This window comes from Prauserella flavalba, from assembly GCF_003202235.1.
Lineage (GTDB): Bacteria > Actinomycetota > Actinomycetes > Mycobacteriales > Pseudonocardiaceae > Prauserella_A > Prauserella_A flavalba.
Genome location: NZ_MASU01000002.1, coordinates 356,041 through 374,503, shown reverse-complemented (window position 1 = coordinate 374,503; position 18,463 = coordinate 356,041). Strand labels below are relative to the sequence as shown.

19 protein-coding genes are annotated in these 18,463 nt (G+C 71.7%); 7 read left to right on the top strand and 12 right to left on the bottom strand.

Features of this window, described 5'->3' with window-relative positions; genetic code table 11:
- Positions 1-5 precede the first annotated feature (5 nt).
- Both BA062_RS04170 and menD read right to left on the bottom strand, forming a co-directional pair.
- Complete coding sequence (locus BA062_RS04170) at positions 6-1,514, bottom strand: M1 family metallopeptidase (protein WP_110334675.1); 1,509 nt, start codon at positions 1,512-1,514, stop codon at positions 6-8.
- A gap of 177 nt (positions 1,515-1,691) precedes the next feature.
- A complete protein-coding gene (menD, locus tag BA062_RS04165; protein WP_110334674.1) occupies positions 1,692-3,362 on the bottom strand; it encodes a 2-succinyl-5-enolpyruvyl-6-hydroxy-3-cyclohexene-1-carboxylic-acid synthase in 1,671 nt (556 codons plus the stop codon).
- A gap of 48 nt (positions 3,363-3,410) precedes the next feature.
- On the opposite strand from menD, the gene BA062_RS04160 reads away from it, so the two are divergent.
- The 4 genes from BA062_RS04160 to BA062_RS04145 all read left to right on the top strand — a co-directional run bounded on the left by BA062_RS04160 (position 3,411) and on the right by BA062_RS04145 (position 7,634).
- A complete protein-coding gene (locus tag BA062_RS04160; protein WP_110334673.1) occupies positions 3,411-4,334 on the top strand; it encodes a 1,4-dihydroxy-2-naphthoyl-CoA synthase in 924 nt (307 codons plus the stop codon).
- Entirely contained in the window at positions 4,334-5,473 is a 1,140-nt protein-coding gene (gene menE / locus BA062_RS04155; RefSeq protein WP_110334672.1) for an o-succinylbenzoate--CoA ligase, read from the top strand. The genes BA062_RS04160 and menE overlap by 1 nt, the downstream gene beginning before the upstream one ends.
- 75 nt (positions 5,474-5,548) lie before the next feature.
- Positions 5,549-6,661 carry a hypothetical protein gene (locus tag BA062_RS04150; protein WP_110334671.1) on the top strand — a complete coding sequence of 371 codons (1,113 nt, stop codon included), beginning with the start codon at positions 5,549-5,551 and terminating at the stop codon, positions 6,659-6,661.
- 100 nt (positions 6,662-6,761) lie between these two features.
- A complete protein-coding gene (locus tag BA062_RS04145) occupies positions 6,762-7,634 on the top strand; it encodes a 1,4-dihydroxy-2-naphthoate polyprenyltransferase (protein WP_110335020.1) in 873 nt (290 codons plus the stop codon).
- Here the strand turns inward: BA062_RS04145 and cds1 are convergent.
- Genes cds1 through BA062_RS04130 form a run of 3 tightly spaced genes read right to left on the bottom strand, consistent with a single transcriptional unit; the run spans position 7,627 to position 9,451 of the window.
- Complete coding sequence (gene cds1, locus BA062_RS04140; protein WP_110334670.1) at positions 7,627-8,700, bottom strand: L-cysteine desulfhydrase Cds1; 1,074 nt, start codon at positions 8,698-8,700, stop codon at positions 7,627-7,629. The genes BA062_RS04145 and cds1 overlap by 8 nt on opposite strands.
- Positions 8,697-8,981, bottom strand: a complete 285-nt coding sequence (locus BA062_RS04135) for a DUF4229 domain-containing protein (protein ID WP_110334669.1) — start codon at positions 8,979-8,981, stop codon at positions 8,697-8,699. Before BA062_RS04135 ends, cds1 begins: the two co-directional genes overlap by 4 nt.
- 11 nt (positions 8,982-8,992) lie before the next feature.
- A complete protein-coding gene (locus BA062_RS04130) occupies positions 8,993-9,451 on the bottom strand; it encodes an Lrp/AsnC family transcriptional regulator (protein WP_110334668.1) in 459 nt (152 codons plus the stop codon).
- 193 nt (positions 9,452-9,644) lie between these two features.
- Between BA062_RS04130 and BA062_RS04125 the strand changes: the two genes are divergently transcribed.
- Both BA062_RS04125 and BA062_RS04120 read left to right on the top strand, forming a co-directional pair.
- A complete protein-coding gene (locus BA062_RS04125) occupies positions 9,645-9,854 on the top strand; it encodes a BldC family transcriptional regulator (RefSeq protein WP_110334667.1) in 210 nt (69 codons plus the stop codon).
- A 137-nt stretch (positions 9,855-9,991) separates the two neighbouring features.
- Positions 9,992-10,177, top strand: coding sequence for a hypothetical protein (locus BA062_RS04120; RefSeq protein ID WP_110334666.1), 186 nt, complete (start codon positions 9,992-9,994; stop codon positions 10,175-10,177).
- Positions 10,178-10,202: 25 nt separating this feature from the next.
- Here the strand turns inward: BA062_RS04120 and BA062_RS04115 are convergent, their stop codons facing one another.
- The 4 genes from BA062_RS04115 to BA062_RS04100 form a co-directional block, all read right to left on the bottom strand.
- A complete protein-coding gene (locus BA062_RS04115) occupies positions 10,203-11,408 on the bottom strand; it encodes a MinD/ParA family ATP-binding protein (RefSeq protein WP_110334665.1) in 1,206 nt (401 codons plus the stop codon).
- Positions 11,409-11,494: 86 nt separating this feature from the next.
- On the bottom strand, positions 11,495-12,463 hold the full coding sequence (gene ccsB / locus BA062_RS04110) for a c-type cytochrome biogenesis protein CcsB (RefSeq protein ID WP_110334664.1): 969 nt from the start codon (positions 12,461-12,463) through the stop codon (positions 11,495-11,497).
- Complete coding sequence (gene resB / locus BA062_RS04105) at positions 12,463-14,079, bottom strand: cytochrome c biogenesis protein ResB (protein ID WP_110334663.1); 1,617 nt, start codon at positions 14,077-14,079, stop codon at positions 12,463-12,465. Before resB ends, ccsB begins: the two co-directional genes overlap by 1 nt.
- Positions 14,076-14,825, bottom strand: a complete 750-nt coding sequence (locus BA062_RS04100; RefSeq protein ID WP_110335019.1) for a cytochrome c biogenesis CcdA family protein — start codon at positions 14,823-14,825, stop codon at positions 14,076-14,078. The genes resB and BA062_RS04100 overlap by 4 nt, the downstream gene beginning before the upstream one ends.
- A 120-nt stretch (positions 14,826-14,945) precedes the next feature.
- On the opposite strand from BA062_RS04100, the gene BA062_RS04095 reads away from it, so the two are divergent.
- Positions 14,946-16,010: a hypothetical protein gene (locus BA062_RS04095; RefSeq protein ID WP_245959666.1), complete on the top strand. Its 1,065-nt coding sequence runs from the start codon at positions 14,946-14,948 to the stop codon at positions 16,008-16,010.
- On the opposite strand, the gene BA062_RS04090 is transcribed toward BA062_RS04095, so the two are convergent.
- The 3 genes from BA062_RS04090 to hemL are packed head-to-tail and all read right to left on the bottom strand — an operon-like array spanning position 15,915 to position 18,450.
- Positions 15,915-16,523: a TlpA family protein disulfide reductase gene (locus tag BA062_RS04090; RefSeq protein WP_110334662.1), complete on the bottom strand. Its 609-nt coding sequence runs from the start codon at positions 16,521-16,523 to the stop codon at positions 15,915-15,917. The genes BA062_RS04095 and BA062_RS04090 overlap by 96 nt on opposite strands.
- The gene (locus BA062_RS04085; protein ID WP_110334661.1) at positions 16,520-17,152 is read right to left on the bottom strand and encodes a histidine phosphatase family protein; all 633 of its coding nucleotides are present in this window, start codon (positions 17,150-17,152) and stop codon (positions 16,520-16,522) included. Before BA062_RS04085 ends, BA062_RS04090 begins: the two co-directional genes overlap by 4 nt.
- Positions 17,149-18,450, bottom strand: a complete 1,302-nt coding sequence (gene hemL / locus BA062_RS04080) for a glutamate-1-semialdehyde 2,1-aminomutase (protein ID WP_110334660.1) — start codon at positions 18,448-18,450, stop codon at positions 17,149-17,151. Before hemL ends, BA062_RS04085 begins: the two co-directional genes overlap by 4 nt.
- Positions 18,451-18,463: the final 13 nt, after the last annotated feature.

Below are 18,463 nucleotides of genomic sequence, written 5' to 3'. Positions count from 1 at the left end.
CTCGATCACTCGCCCGCGGCCAGTTGCTCGTGCGTGAACCGGATCTCGGGGTACGACTCTGGCTGGGCCGCGGCCGCGGCGCGTGCCGTCGCGGGCGTGCCGTTGGGGCTCTCGGCGGGCTTGCCCTCGGTGAAGAGCCACGTGTCGAACACCTCGTCCAGCTGCTGGCCGGAGATCCGCTCGGCGAGCTTCACGAACTCCGGGATCGTGCCGTGGCCGTCCTCCTTCTTCTCGAGCCACGTCCGTAGGATCGCGAAGAACGCCTCGTCGCCGACGGCCTTGCGCAGCGCGTGGGCGGCGAGCGCGCCCCGGTCGTAGACGGCGGCGTGGAACTGGTTCTCCGGACCGGGGTCACCGGGCAGGACCTGCCAGAACTCGTCGTCGGCCGGGTAGAGCTCGTAGATGTACTGGGCCAGCTCGTCGGCCGTGCCCTCGCCCGCGTACTCCGACCACAGGAACTCCGCGTAGGTGGCGAAGCCCTCGTTGAGCCAGATGTCACTCCACGCGCCGAGCGCGACGGAGTCGCCGAACCACTGGTGGGCGTTCTCGTGCACCACCACGGACATGTTGGTGCCGGAGCGGAAGAACGCCGCGTCGTACACCGAGCGCGTCTGGTTCTCCAGCGCGAAGCCGAGGCCCGTGGTGGCGATGCCGCCCTGCGCCTCGAACGGGTACGGGCCGAAGTAGCCCTCCAGGAACTCGACGACCTCGGGCGAGCGCTCGATGCTCGCCTTCGCGGCGGGCAGGCTCGGCCCGAGCAGCGGGTCGTAGGCGGTGACGAACGGCTGGCCGCTCGGCGTCTCCGACTGCAGCACCTCGTAGTCGCCGACCGCGATGAACGCGAGGTAGGTCGCCATCGGCTCGGTGCTGCGCCAGTTCCAGCGCGTCCAGTCCTTGCGCTGCTTGGTCTTGCGCACGAGCGTGCCGTTGGACAGGGCCGAGACGTCGTCGGGCACCTCGACGGAGATGTCGAAGGTCGCCTTGTCGGTCGGGTGGTCGTTCGACGGGTACCACCACTCGGCGATGGTCGGCTGGTCGACGCCGAGCGCGCCGGTCGGCGTCTTCTTCCACGCCTGGTAGCCGTCGATGGTGATCTTCGAGGGCACGTCGGCGTAGGTGACGACCACGGTCACGAACTGGTTCTTCGCCAGGGGCTTTCGCGGCGTGACCACCAGCTCGGTGAAGTCGTCGGGGTCCTTGGCGAACTGGGCGGGCTGGTTGTTCACCCGCACCGAGTCGACCTTGAGCCCGAAGTCGAGGTTGAAGCTGGAGAGTTCCTGCGTGGTGGTGGCGAGGATCGTGGTGGTGCCCGCCAGCCGGTCGGTGTCCGGCTGGTAGGTGAGCCGGATGTCGTAGTGGGCGACGTCGTAACCGCCGTTGCCCGCGCCCGGGTAGTACGGGTCGCCGAGCCCGGGGTCACCGGGTGCGGGAGCCGCACTGGCCGTGGTCGCCAGGAGAACCGTCGCGAGACCCGTCGCGACTGCGCCGGTAGCGGCGCGTGTGGGAAGGCGCATGGCGGGCAAACTAGCGCCGTTTTCACCTGGGGAACACAGCCGAAAGGCGGCTCTTGTCCCTGTTGCCCGACCGTGAAGGCCACCATGCCTGCGCCTGTCTCCCGCCACCACCCAAACGGAGGCGCTCCGCGCCGCTGTGTTCGATCAACGCAGGGAAGGTGGCCTTCACTGCATCCGTCAGGAGCTGGTGACCGACTCGGCCACGGCGGCGCGGAGCCGAGCGTGCAGGTCCCGGTGCCGCGAACGGTCCACTCGCACCTCCACCACGCGCAGGCCGGGCTGCGGGCGCAGTGCGGCGCGAAACTCCGTGAGCGTCTCGGCGAGCGTGTGCGGCACGTGGTACCCGGCGCACAGCGCGGCCAGGTCGGCGCCGTGCGGGGTGCCGAACACCCGCTCGAAGGCGTCGCTGTGCTCGGGGGCGCCCTGCTCCAGCAGCGAGAAGATGCCGCCGCCGTCGTCGTTGAGCACCACGATCGTGAGGTCGGGGCGTTGCTCGGCGGGACCGGTGAGCAGGCCGTTGATGTCGTGCAGGAACGTCAGGTCGCCGAGCAGCGCGTACGACGGCCCTCGGTGCACCGTGGCCGCGCCGATCGCCGTGGACACCGTGCCGTCGATGCCCGCGACGCCGCGGTTGCGGTGCACCAGCACGTCGGGCCGCTGCCCGCCGGCCAGCGCGACGTCCCGCGCCGGGTTGGACGAGCCGACCACCAGCAGCGAGTCTTGCGGCAGCCCGCGCACCAGTTCCTCGGCCACGCGCAACCCGCTCGGCCACGGCTCGGCGGCGAGCAGGTCCCGCACGGTCTCGGTGGCCGCGGCGTCCGCCCGCTGCCAGCGCGCGAGCCACTCCGGGTCCGACGGCTTGGTGGGCTCGTCGAACCACTGCCCCACCTGGCGCACGTTGTGCGACGGCGCGGGCCAGTCCGAGTCGGGCCGCACCAGCAGCACCTCGATCGACGGGTCCGAGAGCACACGCTGGACCTGCCGGAACACCGTGGGCCTCCCGATGCACAGCACCTGCTCCGGCTTGTGCGCGGCGATGAACTCCTCGACGCCGAGCACCCACGCCCCGCCCGAGATCGCGGTCGCGCCGCCGAGGCCGAGCCCGCCGGTCTCCGACACCACGGGCCAGCCGTGCTGCTCGGCCCACTCGCTCGCCGCGCGCACCCCGGCGTCGCACGCGATCACCAGCCCGTGCCTTGCCGAGGGGACCACGAACGACGGCAGCGCACCGAAGTCGGGCAGCTCTGTCCAGCGGGCGCCCTGCGGGCGGCCGTCGAGCGACTCGTACCACTCGTCGTCGCCGTCGGGCACCAGCGGCTCGCGAAACGGCACGTTGAGGTGGACCGGGCCGCACCGCCACTCGCCGTACGCGGCGTTCCACGCCCGGCACACCTGGCTGCGCCAGTACGCGTTCTGGCCCGCCCCGCGCTCGGCGACCGCGAGCTCGTCGAAGTAGCGCACGGCGTCGCCGTAGAGGTTGTGCTGGTCGATCACCTGGTTCGCCCCGGCCGCGCGCAGCTCAGGCGGGCGGTCGGCGGTGAGCACGATCAGCGGCACGCCCGCGCGGTCGGCCTCCAGCACGGCGGGGTGGAAGTTCGCGGCGGCCGTGCCCGACGTGCACACCACGGCCACGGGCCGTCCGGTACGCGCCGCGATGCCGAGCGCGAGGAACGCCCCGCCCCGCTCGTCGATGCGGACGTGCAGGGTGAGCTTGCCCTCGGCGGCCGCCTCGTACAGCGCCAGCGACAGCGGCGCGTTGCGCGACCCCGGGCTCAGCACCACGTGGGACACGGTGTTGCGAACGAGCTCGTCGACGATGACCCTCGCCTGCGCGGTGGAAGGGTTCACGAGCGAGCCCCCTCAAGGCTGACGGATGAACGGCATATTCTCCCAAGCGTGCATGACGCCCAGGTATCGGAACTGTTCGACCCCGCCGCGTGGACGCAGCTGGAGGGTTTCGACTTCACCGACATCACCTACCACCGTTCCACGGAGAGCCGATCTGGCAAGCGCATCGTCCGGATCGCGTTCGACCGTCCCGAGGTCCGCAACGCCTTCCGGCCGCACACCGTCGACGAGCTGTACCGCGCGCTCGACCACGCCCGGATGAGCCCGGACGTCGGCTGCGTCCTGCTCACCGGGAACGGCCCGTCACCCAAGGACGGGGGCTGGGCCTTTTGTTCCGGCGGTGACCAGCGTATTCGCGGTCGGTCCGGGTATCAGTACGCGAGCGGCGAGACTTCGGACACGGTGGACCCCGCGCGGGCGGGCAGGCTGCACATTCTCGAGGTGCAGCGGCTGATCCGGTTCATGCCGAAGGTCGTGATCGCGGTGGTGCCCGGCTGGGCCGCGGGCGGCGGGCACTCGCTGCACGTCGTGTGCGACCTCACGCTCGCCTCCGCGGAGCACGCGCGGTTCAAGCAGACCGACGCCGACGTGGGCTCGTTCGACGGCGGGTACGGCTCGGCCTACCTCGCCCGCCAGGTCGGCCAGAAGTTCGCGCGCGAGATCTTCTTCCTCGGCCGGGCCTACACCGCCGAGGAGGCGCACCAGATGGGCGCCGTCAACGCCGCGATCCCGCACGCGGAGCTGGAGAAGACCGCGATGCAGTGGGGGTTCGAGGTGCTCGGCAAGTCGCCGACCGCCCAGCGCATGCTCAAGTACTCGTTCAACCTCATCGACGACGGGCTCGTCGGCCAGCAGCTGTTCGCGGGTGAGACCACGCGCCTGGCGTACATGCAGGACGAGGCCGTCGAGGGTCGCGACTCGTTCCTCCAGAAGCGCGAGCCCGACTGGTCGGACTACCCGTACTACTACTGATGCGCGTCGTCTGGACCGGCGGGGATCCCGCCTCGGTCGGTGAGCTGCGGGCCGCGGTGCTCGCCGCTCTCGACGGGGGGCCCGCCGTCCTGCCGCTCGACCCGCGCAACCCTGCCGCCCGCGACCTGGTCGCGGCGATGGAGCCGGAGACGCCTGTCGAACCGGGCACGGCGGTGATCATCCCGACCTCGGGTTCCACGGGCGGGCCCAAGGGCGTGCTCCTGTCGGCGAAGGCGCTGCTGGCCTCGGCGCACGCGACGCACGCCCGGCTGGGCGGACCGGGGCGCTGGCTGCTCGCCACGCCCGCCAACTACGTCGGTGGCCTGCAGGTTCTCGTGCGCGCGCACGTCGCGGGCTCGGAACCGGTGGTGCTCGACACGTCCGGCGGTTTCGACCCGGCCGCGTTCGCCGAGGCCGCGGCCGCACTGTTCGCCTCGCCCGGCCCGCATTACACGGCGCTCGTGCCCACCCAGCTGGCCCGGCTGCTCGACGCGGGCGGCTCGGGCGCGGACGGATTCGCCGCGATCGTGCTCGGCGGGGCGCGTCTCGACGACCGGCTGCGCGAGCGGGCCGCGCACGCGGGCGTGCGCGTGGTGTCGGCGTACGGGATGAGCGAGACGGCGAGCGGCTGCGTCTACGAGGGCGTGCCGCTCGACGGGGTGCGCGTGCGGCTGGGCGACGGTGACCGCGTGGAGATCGCGGGCGACGTGCTCGCGCACGGCTACCGGCTGCGGCCGGAGCTGACCGCCGAGGCGTTCTCCGGCGGCTGGTTCCGCACGAGCGACGTGGGCAGGCTCCACGACGACGGGCGGCTCGAGGTGCTGGGCCGCGCCGACGACGTGATCAACACCGGTGGCGTGAAGGTGCCCGCAGGCAGCGTGGAGCGGGTGCTCGCGACGCACGCGGGCGTGCGGGCGGCGTGCGTGGTGGCGCTGCCGGACCCGGAGTGGGGGCAGATCGTGGCGGCGGCGGTGGTGCCCGAAGGGCCGGAGCCGTCCGCCGAGGAGCTGAAGGCGCTCGTGCGCGAGGCGCTGGGCGCGCCGGGCGTCCCGAAACGGCTCGCGTTCGTGGCCGAGCTGCCCCTGATCGGACCGGGCAAGGTCGACCGCGCCGCCGTGCGCTCCACCCTGCGGGGGTAACCCGGCAGGCTGGCGTTCTACGACGGCACATCGTGGTTCGTTGACATGCCCGCGGCTGCGGCTTTTCCTGCGGGCATGAAGCAGCGAAGATGCAGGTCAGCCGCGTTGTCGGCGATCATCGGACTGGCGCTCACGCTTCCGGGGGCCTCGGCCGATGCGGACGAAACGGTCAGCTGGACCCTCGACCCCGCACCCGGCCCCGTGGCCCGCGCGACGACCGACCCGCTGGGGCTCGGCGTCACCGACCACCCCGTCGAGCACCTCGACGTCGGCGTCAACGCCGTCACCGCCACCGCGCCCGGCCCCGGTGCCGCCGTGGACGTGCGCGGGCTGCGCGCCGACGGCACGTGGTCGGAGTGGATCGAGATCGGCGAGAGCACACCGGCCGTCCTCCCCGAGCGCACGACGTCGGTGCAGGCCCGCGTGGTGACGACCGCCTCCGGCGCGCCGAAGCCGGTGACGCTCACCGCCTGGCACGACGCCGCGGCGGAGCCCGGCGACACGGCCCACGGCACGACGTTCCGGATCTTCGCCACGCGCGAGGGTCTGGTCGGCGGCACCACCGCGAACGGGCACGTGATCACCGAGCGGGACCACTTTGTCGCGCTGCCCTCGCGACGCGGCCTCGCCACCCGCGACGGCGGCGACTACACGGTGAAGGTCTGCACCATCGGCAACACGCGCTGCGAATGGGCGCCCGTGTGGGACGTCGGGCCGTGGAACACCAAGGACGACCACTGGAACCCCGACCGCGAGTCGTGGCGCGACCTGCCGCACGGCGTGCCGCAGGCGCAGGCCGCGTACCAGAGCGGCTACAACGGCGGGCGCGACCAGTTCGGGCGCAAGGTGAAGAACCCGGCGGGCATAGACCTCGCCGACGGCACCTTCTGGGACGGCCTGCGCCTCACCGACAACGCGTGGGTGAACGTGACCTACCAGTGGACCGGGTACGGGCCGCGGGGCACCGTCGAGGCGCCGTGGGCGCTCAACGTGCGCACGGGACCGTCGCTCTCGGCGCCACAGGTGGGCTTCGCCGCGCCGGCCGCGCAGGTGCGCATCGAGTGCGTCGCCGTGGGGCAGTGGCAGGCGGGCTCCCAGGGCCACTCGGACCGCTGGTACCGCCTGGCGCCCGGCATGTACGTCTCGGCCGCCCACATCCGCGAAGCCCTGCCCGCCCCCATGTGCTGAGCTGTTCCAGCCGCCGCGCCTCGCCCACTCCAGCCGCAGTGAAGGCCACCTTCACTGCGGTCGGGGCCGGGTGGAGATCGGCATGGCGAAGAATGGCGGCATGGCAACCGTTGCGGAGTGGATCGAGGGGGCGCGGCCGCGGACGTTGCCCAACGCCGTCGCCCCCGTGCTCGCAGGCGTCGGCGCGACCGTGCAGCTCGGCGCGTTCTCGTGGTGGCAGTCGCTGCTGGCCCTGCTCGTGGCGCTCGCGCTGATCATCGGCGTCAACTTCGCCAACGACTACTCCGACGGCGTGCGCGGCACCGACACCGAGCGCGTCGGCCCGCTGCGGCTGGTCGGCTCCGGCGTGGCCAGGCCGAAGGTCGTGCTCGCCGCCGCACTCGCCTCGCTCGGCATCGCCGGGGTGCTCGGGCTCGTGCTCGTCGCCGCGACGGGTACGTGGTGGCTGCTCCTGCTGGGTGCCGCGTGCATCGCGGGCGCGTGGTTCTACACGGGTGGTCGCAGGCCCTACGGCTACGCCGGCCTCGGCGAGGTCGCCGTGTTCGTCTTCTTCGGCCTCGCCGCCGTGCTCGGCACGGTCTACGTGCAGGCCGGCACCGTCAGCTGGGCGGCGCTCGGCTGCGCGGTCGCGATCGGCTCACTGTCCACCGGCGTGCTCGTGGCCAACAACCTCCGCGACATCCCCACCGACCGCGAGGCGGGCAAGCGCACGCTCGCCGTCAAGCTCGGCGACGCCGGGACGCGACGGCTGTACCTGGTGCTCGTGAGCGTTCCGTTCGCGGTCACCGTGGCGCTCGGCGTCACGAACCCGCTCGCGTTCCTCGGCCTGCTCGCCGCGCCCCTGCTGGCGGTGCCGGTGCGCACGATCGCGGGCGGCGGCTCGGGCAGGGCCCTGATCCCCGTGCTCGGCGGCACCGGCATGGCCATGCTCGCCTGGGCCGTCCTGACCGGCGGCGCGCTCGCGTTCAGCTAGGGAACCGCCCGGTTTCCAGGAACCGCTCCATCGCCGCCCGGTGCGGGGCGAGGTCGTGGCCCTGCTCGGCCACCCACGCGTCGTCGTAGTAGGTCTTGGCGTAGCGCTCCCCGCCGTCGCACAGCAGCGTCACGACGCTGCCCTGTTTCCCCTCGGCGAGCATCCGAGAGATCAGGGTGAACGCGCCGTAGAGGTTCGTGCCCGTCGAACCGCCCGCCCAGTGCCCGGTGCGCTCGCGCAGGAACCTGATCGCCGCGAGCGAGCCCGCGTCGGGCACCTGGAACATCTCGTCGATGATCTCCGGCACGAACGACGGCTCCACGCGCGGCCTGCCGATGCCCTCGATCCGCGACGGCATGCCGGTGGCGTAGTCCAGCGCACCGGTCTCCCATGCGCCGAAGAACGCCGAGTTCTCCGGATCCACCACGGCGATCTTCGTGTGGTGCCTGCGGTAGCGGACGTAGCGGCCGAACGTCGCGCTCGTGCCGCCCGTGCCCGCGCCGACCACGATCCACGACGGCACCGGGTGCCGCTCCGAGCGCAGCTGCGTGAACACCGACTCGGCGATGTTGTTGTTGCCGCGCCAGTCGGTGGCCCGCTCGGCGAAGGTGAACTGGTCGAGGTAGTGCCCGCCGCATTCGGCGGCGAGCCGCTCGGCCTCGGAGTACATCGCGGGCGCGGCGTCCACGAAGTGACACCGGCCGCCGTAGAACTCGATGAGGTCGATCTTCTCCTGGCTCGTCTTGCGCGGAACCACCGTCACGAACTCGAGCCCGAGCATCCTGGCGAAGTAGGCCTCGGACACGGCCGTGGAGCCGCTGGAGGCCTCGATGAGCACCGTGTCCGGCCCGATCCGGCCGTTGACGAGCCCGTAGAGGAACAGCGAGCGCGCGAGCCGGTGCTTGAGCGAGCCCGTGGGGTGCACGGACTCGTCCTTGAGGTAGAGGTCGATGCCCCACTCGGAAGGTAAAGGGAAGACGTGCAGATGCGTGTCGGCGCTGCGGTTGGCGTCGGCCTCGAGGACCCGGATGGCCTCCCGGACCCACGCGGCGGTGCTCTCGCTCACTCCGTCTCCGGCGTGTCCCCGCGCAGCTGCGCCCGCAGTGTGGCGCGCTCGCGGGCCCGGTGCTCGTTGCGCGCGGCCAGCCCCGCGGTGACGCGGGCGTTGAGCTTGCGGAGCAGGAGCAGGCCGAGCGGAAGACCGACGACCAGCCCCACCGCGAGTGCCACGAGCAGCGGCACTCCCACCAGCACGAGAATCGCGGCCACCACGCCCACCAGCACGAAGCGCGCCAGCACGTACAGCGTCAGGTCGCGGGCGAGGTGCTCACCTGGTCGTTCGCTCACGCTCTCCGAGGCTACCCCTGGTCGAGGCCGGTGTTGTTGGGGCGGCCCTCGAACCGGGTCGACAGCACCACCGTGGTGTGGGTGCGCGCGACGCCGTCGATGCGGCGGAGCCTGCCGAGGGTGCGTTCCAGCTCGTCGACCGTCTCGACCCTGACCTTGACCACGAACGCCTCGTCGCCCGCGACCGCGTAGCAGCTCTCCACCTCGGGCAGCTCGCCGAGCGCGACGGCGACCTCGTCGTCGGAGGCGGTGTCGGTGGGCTGGATGCCGACGAGCGCGGTGACCCCGAGGCCGACCCTGCGCGGGTCGACCACGGCGTGATACCCCGTGATCACCCCGGCGGCCTCGAGTTTTCCGACGCGTTCGTGTACGGATGAAGCGGAGAGGCCGACGGTTCTGCCGAGCTCGGCGTAGGTGGCCCTGCCGTTGTTCCGGAGCTCGGCGATGATCTTGCGGTCGAGTTGGTCCACGGGCCAAGGCTAGATCCAGGCGAACCGTGTCCGAACCGGCCCTTTTGTCCCTTACTACCTCTTTACCCTTTGACAACCGTTCGAGTACCCGGCGGGTGAAGTGCAACGATTGTGTCGTTGAAGACCAGGCACGCCGGTTTGTGAAGCCCGACGCGCTCTCGGTATAGCACTGATGGTGTGAAGGAGGCGGAAAGTGACCGCGACCACGGGAGGACGGCTACTGACACCGGGCGAGGTCGCCGCGTTGTTCAGGGTGGACCCGAAGACGGTGACCCGCTGGGCGACGGCAGGGCGAATCGGCTCGATCCGCACCCCCGGAGGGCACCGCAGGTTCCGCGAGTCCGAGGTCAACGAGCTCCTCGCCGAGCTGACCACTGACGCCAGCGAGCCCAAGCGCGCCTGACCGGACGCCCGCGCGATGGTGGTGACGGAGGGCAACCCTTCAACGACGCAGGGCACCCTCCGCCCCCGAACCCGGCAAAAAGGTTAATCTCGGGGTAAGCACAGTCCACCTCGCGCAGCACAACGAAGGGAGCGAGCATGCTCTACCTGCTCGCGGCGATCGGCGCGCTGACCATCGCCGTCCTGTTGTGGCGGGTCTTCGCGGCCGAACGCGTCGGCGTTCCGCAACGACCCGGCCCCGTCGCTCCCGACGACGACCCGGACTTCCTTCGCAAGCTCGGCGAGCAGCATCGGAAGAAGCCCGACGAGGACGACAAGAGCTGACCGGCCCTCGGGGCCGGCTTTCGCGTCAGCGCACCATCCGGTCGGCGGCGAAGCCGTCGGCGACCGTCGCGGCCAGTTCGAGCAGCGCGAGCCTGGTGGGCTCCTCCAGGCGCTCCAGCTCGATCTCCGCGCCCTCCTCGAGATGCGGATCGAACGGGATCCGCACGACCCCCCTCGTCCGCGCCGCGAAGTGCGCGGCCAGCTTGTCGAGATCGACCGAACCCGCCTTCGGGCGCACCGAGTTGATCACCGTGACCGAGCGTTTTACCAGGTCGCCGTAGCCGTGCGCGTCGAGCCAGTCGAGCGTGGCCGACGCGCTGCGCGCACCGTCGACCGAGCCCGACGACACGATCACGAGCGAGTCCGCCGAGTCCAGCACGCCCTTCATCGCCGAGTGCATCAGTCCGGTGCCGCAGTCGGTGAGGACGATGTTGTAGAAGTGCTCCAGCAGCGCCACCGTGCGCCGGTAGTCGAGCTCCGAGAACGCCTCCGAGACAGCGGGATCCTGCTCGCTCGCCAGGATCTCCAGCCTGCTCGAGCCCTGTGACGTGTAGGCCCGCACGTCGCTGTAGCGCGTGATCCGGTCGGCGTCGCGCAGCAGGTGCCGCACGGTCGCCGTGGTCTCGATCGGGATCTTCTGCGACAGCGTGCCCCGGTCCGGGTTCGCGTCCACCGCGATCACCCGGTCGCCGCGCAGCGACGCGAACGTGGACCCGAGCGTGGTCGTGGTGGTGGTCTTGCCGACGCCGCCCTTGAGGCTCAGCATCGCGATCTTGTAGCAGCCCCGCAGCGGCTGGTTGACCCGCGAGATCAGCTCGCGGCGCCTGCGGTCGGCCGGGCTCTCCCCCGGGTTGATCAGCTTGCCCGTGCCCAGGTAGAGCGCCTTGCGCCAGCCCGACTGCGGGGTGCGCTTCATGCGCTTGACGAACTGGCCGCCGGTGAGGTCGGCGCCGTTGCCCAGCGCGTGCCGCGAGCGCTGCGGCTGCGGCAACGGCGGCAGCTGCTGACCGCCCTGCTGGGGCGCCGGGGCGTACGGGTGCTGGGGCTGAGCCGGCTGCTGCGCCTGCGGAGCCAGCGGGGGCAGGTTCGGATCGTAGGCCTGCTGCTGCGGCGGGTACGCGGGCCGCTGGGGCGGCTGCGCGGGCGGCACGGCGGGGTGGGGCGTGGAATCCGTGCTCGCCTCGGATGAGAGCGGCTGATCCTGCCCGTTCGGGTCGATGGGTCCGGTCACCGCGTCATTCCTCCGATGGTCGCGAGGTTGTCCCCCTTACCTTCACCCGCGACGGTAGTCGGTGCCACCTCAAGACAGCATGTTGCCTAGGCATACGAGTGAAGACCCACGGTCACCAGATTCACGAAGAACAGGTTGAAGACCGTCGCCGCGAAGCCGATCACGTTGATCACCGCGGCCCGGTTGCCGCGCCAGCCCGCCGTCGCCCGCGAGTGCAGGTAGGCGGCGTAGATCACCCAGGCGATGAACGCGACGGTCTCCTTGGGGTCCCAGCCCCAGAACCGGCCCCACGCCGCCTCGGCCCACACCGCGCCGCACAGCACACCGAACGTGAACACCGGGAACGCGAACACCGTGGTGCGGTAGGCGATCCGGTCGAGCACGTCCAGCGAGGGCAGCTTCGAGCCGAACCGCGCGAACTTGGCGGGGTTCTTCTCGTTGCGCGCCTTCACGAGGTACAGCAGGCTCGCCACGCCCGGGATCAGGAAGATGCCGGAGCCGACCGCGGCCGCGGAGACGTGGATGACCAGCCAGTACGACTGGAGCGCGGGCTGCAGCGGCGCGGCGATCGTGTAGAGCCACGTGCCGCCCACGAACATCAGGATCACGACCGGCAGCAGCACGAACGCCGACAGGTGCCGCACCGGGGACTTCCGCAGCACCACCAGCCACGTCACCACCGTGACGAAGCAGATGATCGCGATGTACTCGTACATGTTGCCCCACGGCACGCGGCTCGTCGCGAGCCCGCGCAGCACGAGCGAGGCCAGGTGGAGCAGGGCACCGAGGATGGTCAGCGCCACACCCATGCGGCCGATGCGCTCGGCCCTGGTGCGCGGCTGCGCCGGGGGCTCCTCGCCGGCGGGCGGCGTGACCGTGGTGCTCGGGCCTCCTGCGCCGACGAGCTCCCGCGAGCGGGTGCGCGCGGCGGCCTGACGACCCTTCCGGCCGAAGGACTGTTCGACGAGGAAGAACACCATCGCGAACACGTACACCGCTACCGCTGTGGTGTAGGACCAGTCGCTGTACTGCGACAGCGTCTCGTTCACCGGCATCAGGGTGCCTTTCTGTCACCGGTCAGGAGGTCGTCGGCGATCTTGGCGAACTCCTCGCCGTACCCGGCTTGATCCGTGCGGGCGAGACCGCCCACCTCTACTACGGTACGTCGTTTGCCGTCGGCGTCCCCGACCGGGGCCACCCGGACCCACAGCCTGCGCCGCTTGATGAACAGCGAGCCGCCGAGCCCGGCGAACATCGCGATCGCGAAGCCCAGCACCCACACCTGGGTCGGGTCGTGCGACACCTGGAGCGACACCCACTGGTCGACCCCGTCGAAGCGCACCTTCGTGCCGTCGTCCAGGGTCAGCTGCTCGCCGACGTCGAGGTTCTCCCTCGCGACGCGCTCCAGCCGCCCGCTGTCCACCATCGACTGGTCGATCTCGAAGATCGACTGGCCTCGGCCCGAGTCGACGCCCAGGTCACCGCGCATCACGTCGATCGCCACCGCCGGATCGGCGAGCTGCGGGCCCGCCGAGGTGAGGATGTTGCCGTTCAGCACGGCGGTCGGCGCGAACAGGCCGGTCACCGCGAGCTGGTTCTTCCTGCGCTGCTCGGGGTCGGTGACCCCGGGCGGCTCGAACTTCGTCGCGCCCTCGGAGAGTCCCGTGGTGTTGTCCACCGGCCGCCACTGGATGGCCTGCGTCCGGCTGGTGCCGTCGGGGAAGGTGACGGTGAACGTCGGGGCGAAGCCGTGGTCGAGCAGGTAGACGCGGTCGCCCTCGGTGCGCAGCGGCTCGTTGACCTCGAGGTGGTAAGGGCGCCACGTGTCGTCCGCGAGGTCGGCGCCGGACTGGTACTCGATGTTCGCCTCGTAGGCGATCGGCTGCCCGGTGTCGGCGTAGGTCGCCGCGAAGTCGTTGACCCGCAGGCAGAACGGCGTCAGCTCGGTGCCGTCGACGCGAAGGCCCGGGTTGAACGAGTCGTAGGCGTAGATGCCGGAGTTGCAGAACTCGGAGGCCTCGGAGCCGTCGGCGAAGACGATCACCTGGCCCTCGTAGGAGTACATCGCGCCGAGTGCGAACGCGACGATCACGCCGAGCATGCCGAAGTGGAAGAACAGGTTGCCGGTCTCGCGGAGGTACCCGCGCTCGGCGCTGATGCTGCGGGCTCCGTCCTTCTCCTCGCGCTGGACGCGGCGCCAGCCACGCAGCCGCCGGTCCGCCGCGGCGAGCACCTCGTCGGGGTCGGCGTCGAGCTCGGCGCGCACGTGGTGCGGGAGCCGACCGAGATTGCGGGGCGTCAGCACGGGCTTGGCACGCATCGAGCGCACGTACTCGACGCTGCGCGGCGCGAGGCAGCCGACCAGCGACACCATCAGCAGCAGGTAGATCGCCGAGAACCAGACGCTGGAGTAGACGTCGAAGAACTGCAGCCGGTCGAGCAGCCGGCCCCACCAGCCGTGGTTGGCGATGTACTCCTGCGTCTTCGGCTCGTTGAGGTCGTGCTGGGGCAGCAGCGCGCCGGGCAGCGCGGCGAGCGCGAGCAGGAACAGCAGCACCAGCGCGGTGCGCATCGACGTGAGGCCACGCCAGGTGTTGCGCAGGAACGCCAGCGCGCGGCGGGCGGGAGTGGGCCGGTACTGCTTGCGCTCTGGCGTGACCGTGCTCGTCACAGTGGCAGCCTCACGTCGCTGATGAACGCGTCGCGCATCCAGGCCACCAGCTCGGCCCACAGGCCCGTGACGAGGAGCACGCCGACGGCGAGCAGCAGCACGCCGCCGAAGATCTGCACGCGCCGGCCGTTGCGGCGCAGCCAGTCGGTGGCGCCGACCGCCCACCGTGCGCCCGCGGCGATGAGCAGGAACGGCAGGCCGAGACCGAGGCAGTAGACGAGCACCAGCACGAAACCGCGAGCGCCGGTGCCACCGCTCGCGGCCGCGATCGAGAGCACCCCCGACAGCGTCGGCCCGATGCACGGCGTCCAGCCGAGGCCGAACACGGCTCCCAGCACGGGCGCGCCCCACAGCCCCGCCTTCGGGACGTGGTGCGAACGGACGTCGCGCTGCAGGCCGGGGATCAGGCCGAGGAACACCAGCGCCATCGCGATGGTGAGCACGCCGCCGATGCGCTGCAACGTCTGCTCGTTGGTCAGCAGCGCGTCGGCGAGCCAGACCAGCGTGCCGACGCCCGCGGTGAAGACCACCGTGAACCCGAGCACGAACAGCGCGGCGGCGCCGACCACGGCGCCGCGTCCCTTCTTGCGCTCCTCGCCGGGCCGCACGGCGGGCGCGTCGGAGCCGACGAGCGCGGCGAGGTAGGCGAGATAGCCGGGAACGAGAGGCACGACACACGGCGACGCGAACGAAACCGTACCGGCCAGGAGGGCCACGGCTGCCGCGAGCAGCAGCGGGCCGGTCATCGCCAGCTCGGTCGGATCCACGACCTTCAGAGTAAGGAATGGGTTTCGTGTGAAGTCGCAGGGTCTGCCTGCTACTTACTGCTCCCCTGCTGTTCACCAGCGGTGGCTACGTTCCCGATCATGCAATCGTCTGGGGTATCCCGCCGCTCAGTCCTGCTCGGTGCCGCGGGCGGCGCCGGGCTCGCCGTCCTCGGCGGCACCGCGCACGCCCGTCCCCCGCGTCCTCTGCACGTGGTCGTGGCCACCAACGAACCGTGGGGCACCTACCACGTCCAACCGCTGCTCGGTGAGGCCGCGCGCCGGGGCTGGCGGCTGACCCAGCTCGTGCCGGACCTCTCCGAGATCGAACCCGGTGAGCCCGTGCCCGTCGCGACGCCGGAGCAGGTCCGGCACGCCGATCTGCTCGTAGTGACCGGCGCGGGCGAGTGGCCGGTGCGCTGCGCCGAGCGGTTTTCCCGGCTGCCCCTCGCGGTGAGTTCGCTCGCCTACCTCGGGCCCGCCGAGGCGGAGCTGGCCCACCGGCTTCGCAGGCGCCTGAAGTGGATCACGTCGTCCTCTCCCGCCGAGGGCCGCGCGTTCGCGAGCTACCTCGGCACCCACCGCAAGATCCAGGTGGTCGGCTCCCCGCAGACCGACGACCTGCCGGAGCGCAGGCCGGAGCCGGGCGTGGTGCTGGTGGCGACGAGCGTCACCCGCCCCGACGGCACGGGCGGCGCCGCGCCGGGCACCGAGGTGCTGCTGGAATCGGCGGAACGGCTCGCCGCCGAGGGCAAGCACATCCTCGTCGGCCTGCACCCGCGCGAGGACCGTTCCCTGTGGGACCGCTACGAGATCAGCGACGTGCCGACGGTGCGGGCCTCTGCCCGCGCCGAGGCGTGCATCGGCATCCCCGGCACGGTCTTCCCGCTGATCGCGGCGGTCGGCACCCCGCTCGTCGGCGTCACCGATCCGGCACTGCGGGTGCCGGACTACCTGCTCGACGTGTGCTCGTCCACCATCGCCGACGCGGCACGGGCCGTGCCCGCGGTCACCGGCGCCCGGCTGCCCGACGCGCGGACGCTCGCCGATGCCGTGGGTCCGGTCGGCGGCTCAGCGGCCCGCCTGCTCGGTGCCTGGCGGCTGGCCGCCCTCGGCGGCAAGCCGGTTCACCACGGGAATCACGTCGGTGGCGAGCAGGTCGCGTAGGAACACCGCGGCCACGCGCTGCTGCTCGTCCACGATGATCGTCGAGGGCACCACGTTGCGCGGGTAACCGGAGAACCGCAGCAGGGACCTGCCCGCCGGGTCGTAGATCGACGGGTAGGTCAGCTGCCGGTTGCGCATGAAGTCCTGCGGCGCGGAACGGTCGGGGTCGCGGACGTCGATGCCGAGCACCTGCACCTTGTCGCCGAGCTGGTCCTGCACCCGCTGCATCTCGGGTGCCTCGGTACGGCAGGGACCGCACCACTGGCCCCAGATGTTGAGGACGACGACCTTGCCCCGGTAGTCGCGAATGGACAGTTCCTTGTTCTCGTCGAACAGGTCCTCGCCGGAGACGTCCGGCACCTGCTGCCGGTCGGCGCCCTCGTAGAAGATGTCGGTCTTGCCGCCGGGCGAGACGAACTCGAAGCTCGTGCCGCGCGAGACGGCGTCGTCGCCGGTGCTGCAGCCCGCGAGCACGAACGCCGCCGCGAGCAGGAGTGCCAGTGCCCTTCTCATGCGCCGGTCACCGTCGGATCCGTGGTGCCCGCTGGCTCGCTGTAGACGATGTCGGTGAGCTCCTCGCCGGTGAAGATCAGTGTGGTCAGCGACGCGAGCGAGCACTGCCGCCTGCGCGGGTCGTGCCAGAGCCGCTTGCCCTCGAGGAACCGGCGCAGCGTCCAGATCGGCAGCTGGTGAGACACGCACAGCGCCTCGTAGCCCTCGGCCTGCGCGCGGGCCCGGTACACGGCGCCGAGCATCCGGTGGGCGATCTCCATGTAGGGCTCGCCCCACGACGGCACGAGGGGGTTGCGCAGCTTGCTCCAGTGCCGCGGCTGGCGCAGCGCGCCGTCGCCGACCCCGACCTTGAGGCCCTCGAACTGGTTTCCCGCCTCGATCAGCCGCTCGTCGGTGGCGATGTCGAGCCGGTGGGCCGCGGCGATCGGCGCGGCGGTCTCCTGCGCACGCTCCAGCGGCGACGCCACGACGTGCACGAGCCCGTGCCCGGCCAGCGCCTCGGCCACGGTCAGCGCCTGCTGGCGGCCCCGCTCGGAGAGCACGAACCCGGGCATGCGCCCGTAGAGCACGCCGTCGGGGTTGTGCACCTCGCCGTGGCGCAGCAGGTGCACCAGCGTCTGCTTGCTCATGGCCGCTCCGCCGCCGCGGCCGCCCTCGCCGCCTGCTTGAGCGCGGTCTCGATCACCTCGAACGCGGCGTCGTCCATCGCCGCGTTGACGAACCACGCCTCGAACGCGCTCGGCGGCGCGTACACGCCGCCGTCGAGCAGCGCGTGGAAGAACGGCGCGAACCGCCAGGTCTCCGCCGCCGCCGCGCCCGCGTAGTCGTGCACGGGCTGTTCGGTGAAGAACACGCTCACCAGGTTGCCCGCGAAGGCCACGGTGTGCGGAACCCCTTCGGCCGTGAGCGCCCGCCCGAAGAGGTCGCCGAGCCTGCGCGCGTTGGCGTCGAGCGCCCGGTAGACGTTCTCGTCGGCGGCCCGCAGCGTGGCGAGGCCCGCGGCGACCGCGACGGGGTTGCCGGAGAGCGTGCCCGCCTGGTAGACGGGGCCGCTCGGGGCGAGTTTGGCCATCACGTCGGCGCGCCCGCCGAACGCGGCGGCGGGCAGCCCGCCGGACATGACCTTTCCGAACGTGTAGAGGTCCCCTGCCACGCCGTCGAGGCCGTACCAGCCAGCGGCCGAGACCCGGAAGCCCGTCATGACCTCGTCCATGATCAGCAGCGCGCCGTGCTCGTGGGCCAGCTCACGCAGTGCGGCGTTGAACCCCTCGCGTGGGGCGACGGCGCCCATGTTGCCCGCGGCGGCCTCGGTGATCACGGCGGCGACCGAGTCCGGGTTGTCGGCGAAGGACTTCCGCACGGCCTCGATGTCGTTGTAGGGCAGCACGATCGTGTCGGCCGCCTGCGCACCGGTGACGCCGGGCGAGGTCGGCAGGCCGAGCGTCGCGACGCCGGAGCCCGCCTGGGCGAGCAGCGCGTCGACGTGGCCGTGGTAGCAGCCGGCGAACTTGATGATCTTGGCGCGGCCGGTGAAGCCGCGGGCCAGCCGGATGGCGCTCATCGTCGCCTCGGTGCCCGAGTTGACCAGGCGCACCTGCTCCACCGGCCCGACCCGGCGGATGATCTCCTCGGCGAGCTCGACCTCACCGGTGGTGGGTGTGCCGAAGGAGAGCCCGGACGACGCGGCGTCGCGGGCCGCGCCGACGACGTCGGGATGGGCGTGACCGAGGATCATCGGTCCCCATGACGACACGAGGTCGACGTAGCGGTTACCGTCGGCGTCCCACAGGTGCGGGCCCTCGCCGCGCACCATGAAGCGGGGCGTGCCGCCCACCGCGGCGAAAGCGCGAACCGGCGAGTTGACCCCGCCGGGCGTGGCCGAGGCGGCGCGTTCGAACCAGGACTTGCTCTGCTCGACTCCTGTCACGCCTGCCAGTCTG

Excerpts from the sequence above, each read along its gene's own strand:
- BA062_RS04170 (WP_110334675.1), bottom strand. The coding sequence starts at position 1,514 with ATGCGCCTTCCCACACGCGCCGCTACCGGCGCAGTCGCGACGGGTCTC.
- menE (WP_110334672.1), top strand. The coding sequence starts at position 4,334 with ATGCGCGTCGTCTGGACCGGCGGGGATCCCGCCTCGGTCGGTGAGCTG.
- BA062_RS04150 (WP_110334671.1), top strand. The coding sequence starts at position 5,549 with ATGAAGCAGCGAAGATGCAGGTCAGCCGCGTTGTCGGCGATCATCGGA.
- BA062_RS04145 (WP_110335020.1), top strand. The coding sequence starts at position 6,762 with ATGGCAACCGTTGCGGAGTGGATCGAGGGGGCGCGGCCGCGGACGTTG.
- BA062_RS04120 (WP_110334666.1), top strand. The coding sequence starts at position 9,992 with ATGCTCTACCTGCTCGCGGCGATCGGCGCGCTGACCATCGCCGTCCTG.
- ccsB (WP_110334664.1), bottom strand. The coding sequence starts at position 12,463 with ATGCCGGTGAACGAGACGCTGTCGCAGTACAGCGACTGGTCCTACACC.
- BA062_RS04100 (WP_110335019.1), bottom strand. The coding sequence starts at position 14,825 with ATGACCGGCCCGCTGCTGCTCGCGGCAGCCGTGGCCCTCCTGGCCGGT.
- BA062_RS04095 (WP_245959666.1), top strand. The coding sequence starts at position 14,946 with ATGCAATCGTCTGGGGTATCCCGCCGCTCAGTCCTGCTCGGTGCCGCG.
- BA062_RS04090 (WP_110334662.1), bottom strand. The coding sequence starts at position 16,523 with ATGAGAAGGGCACTGGCACTCCTGCTCGCGGCGGCGTTCGTGCTCGCG.
- BA062_RS04085 (WP_110334661.1), bottom strand. The coding sequence starts at position 17,152 with ATGAGCAAGCAGACGCTGGTGCACCTGCTGCGCCACGGCGAGGTGCAC.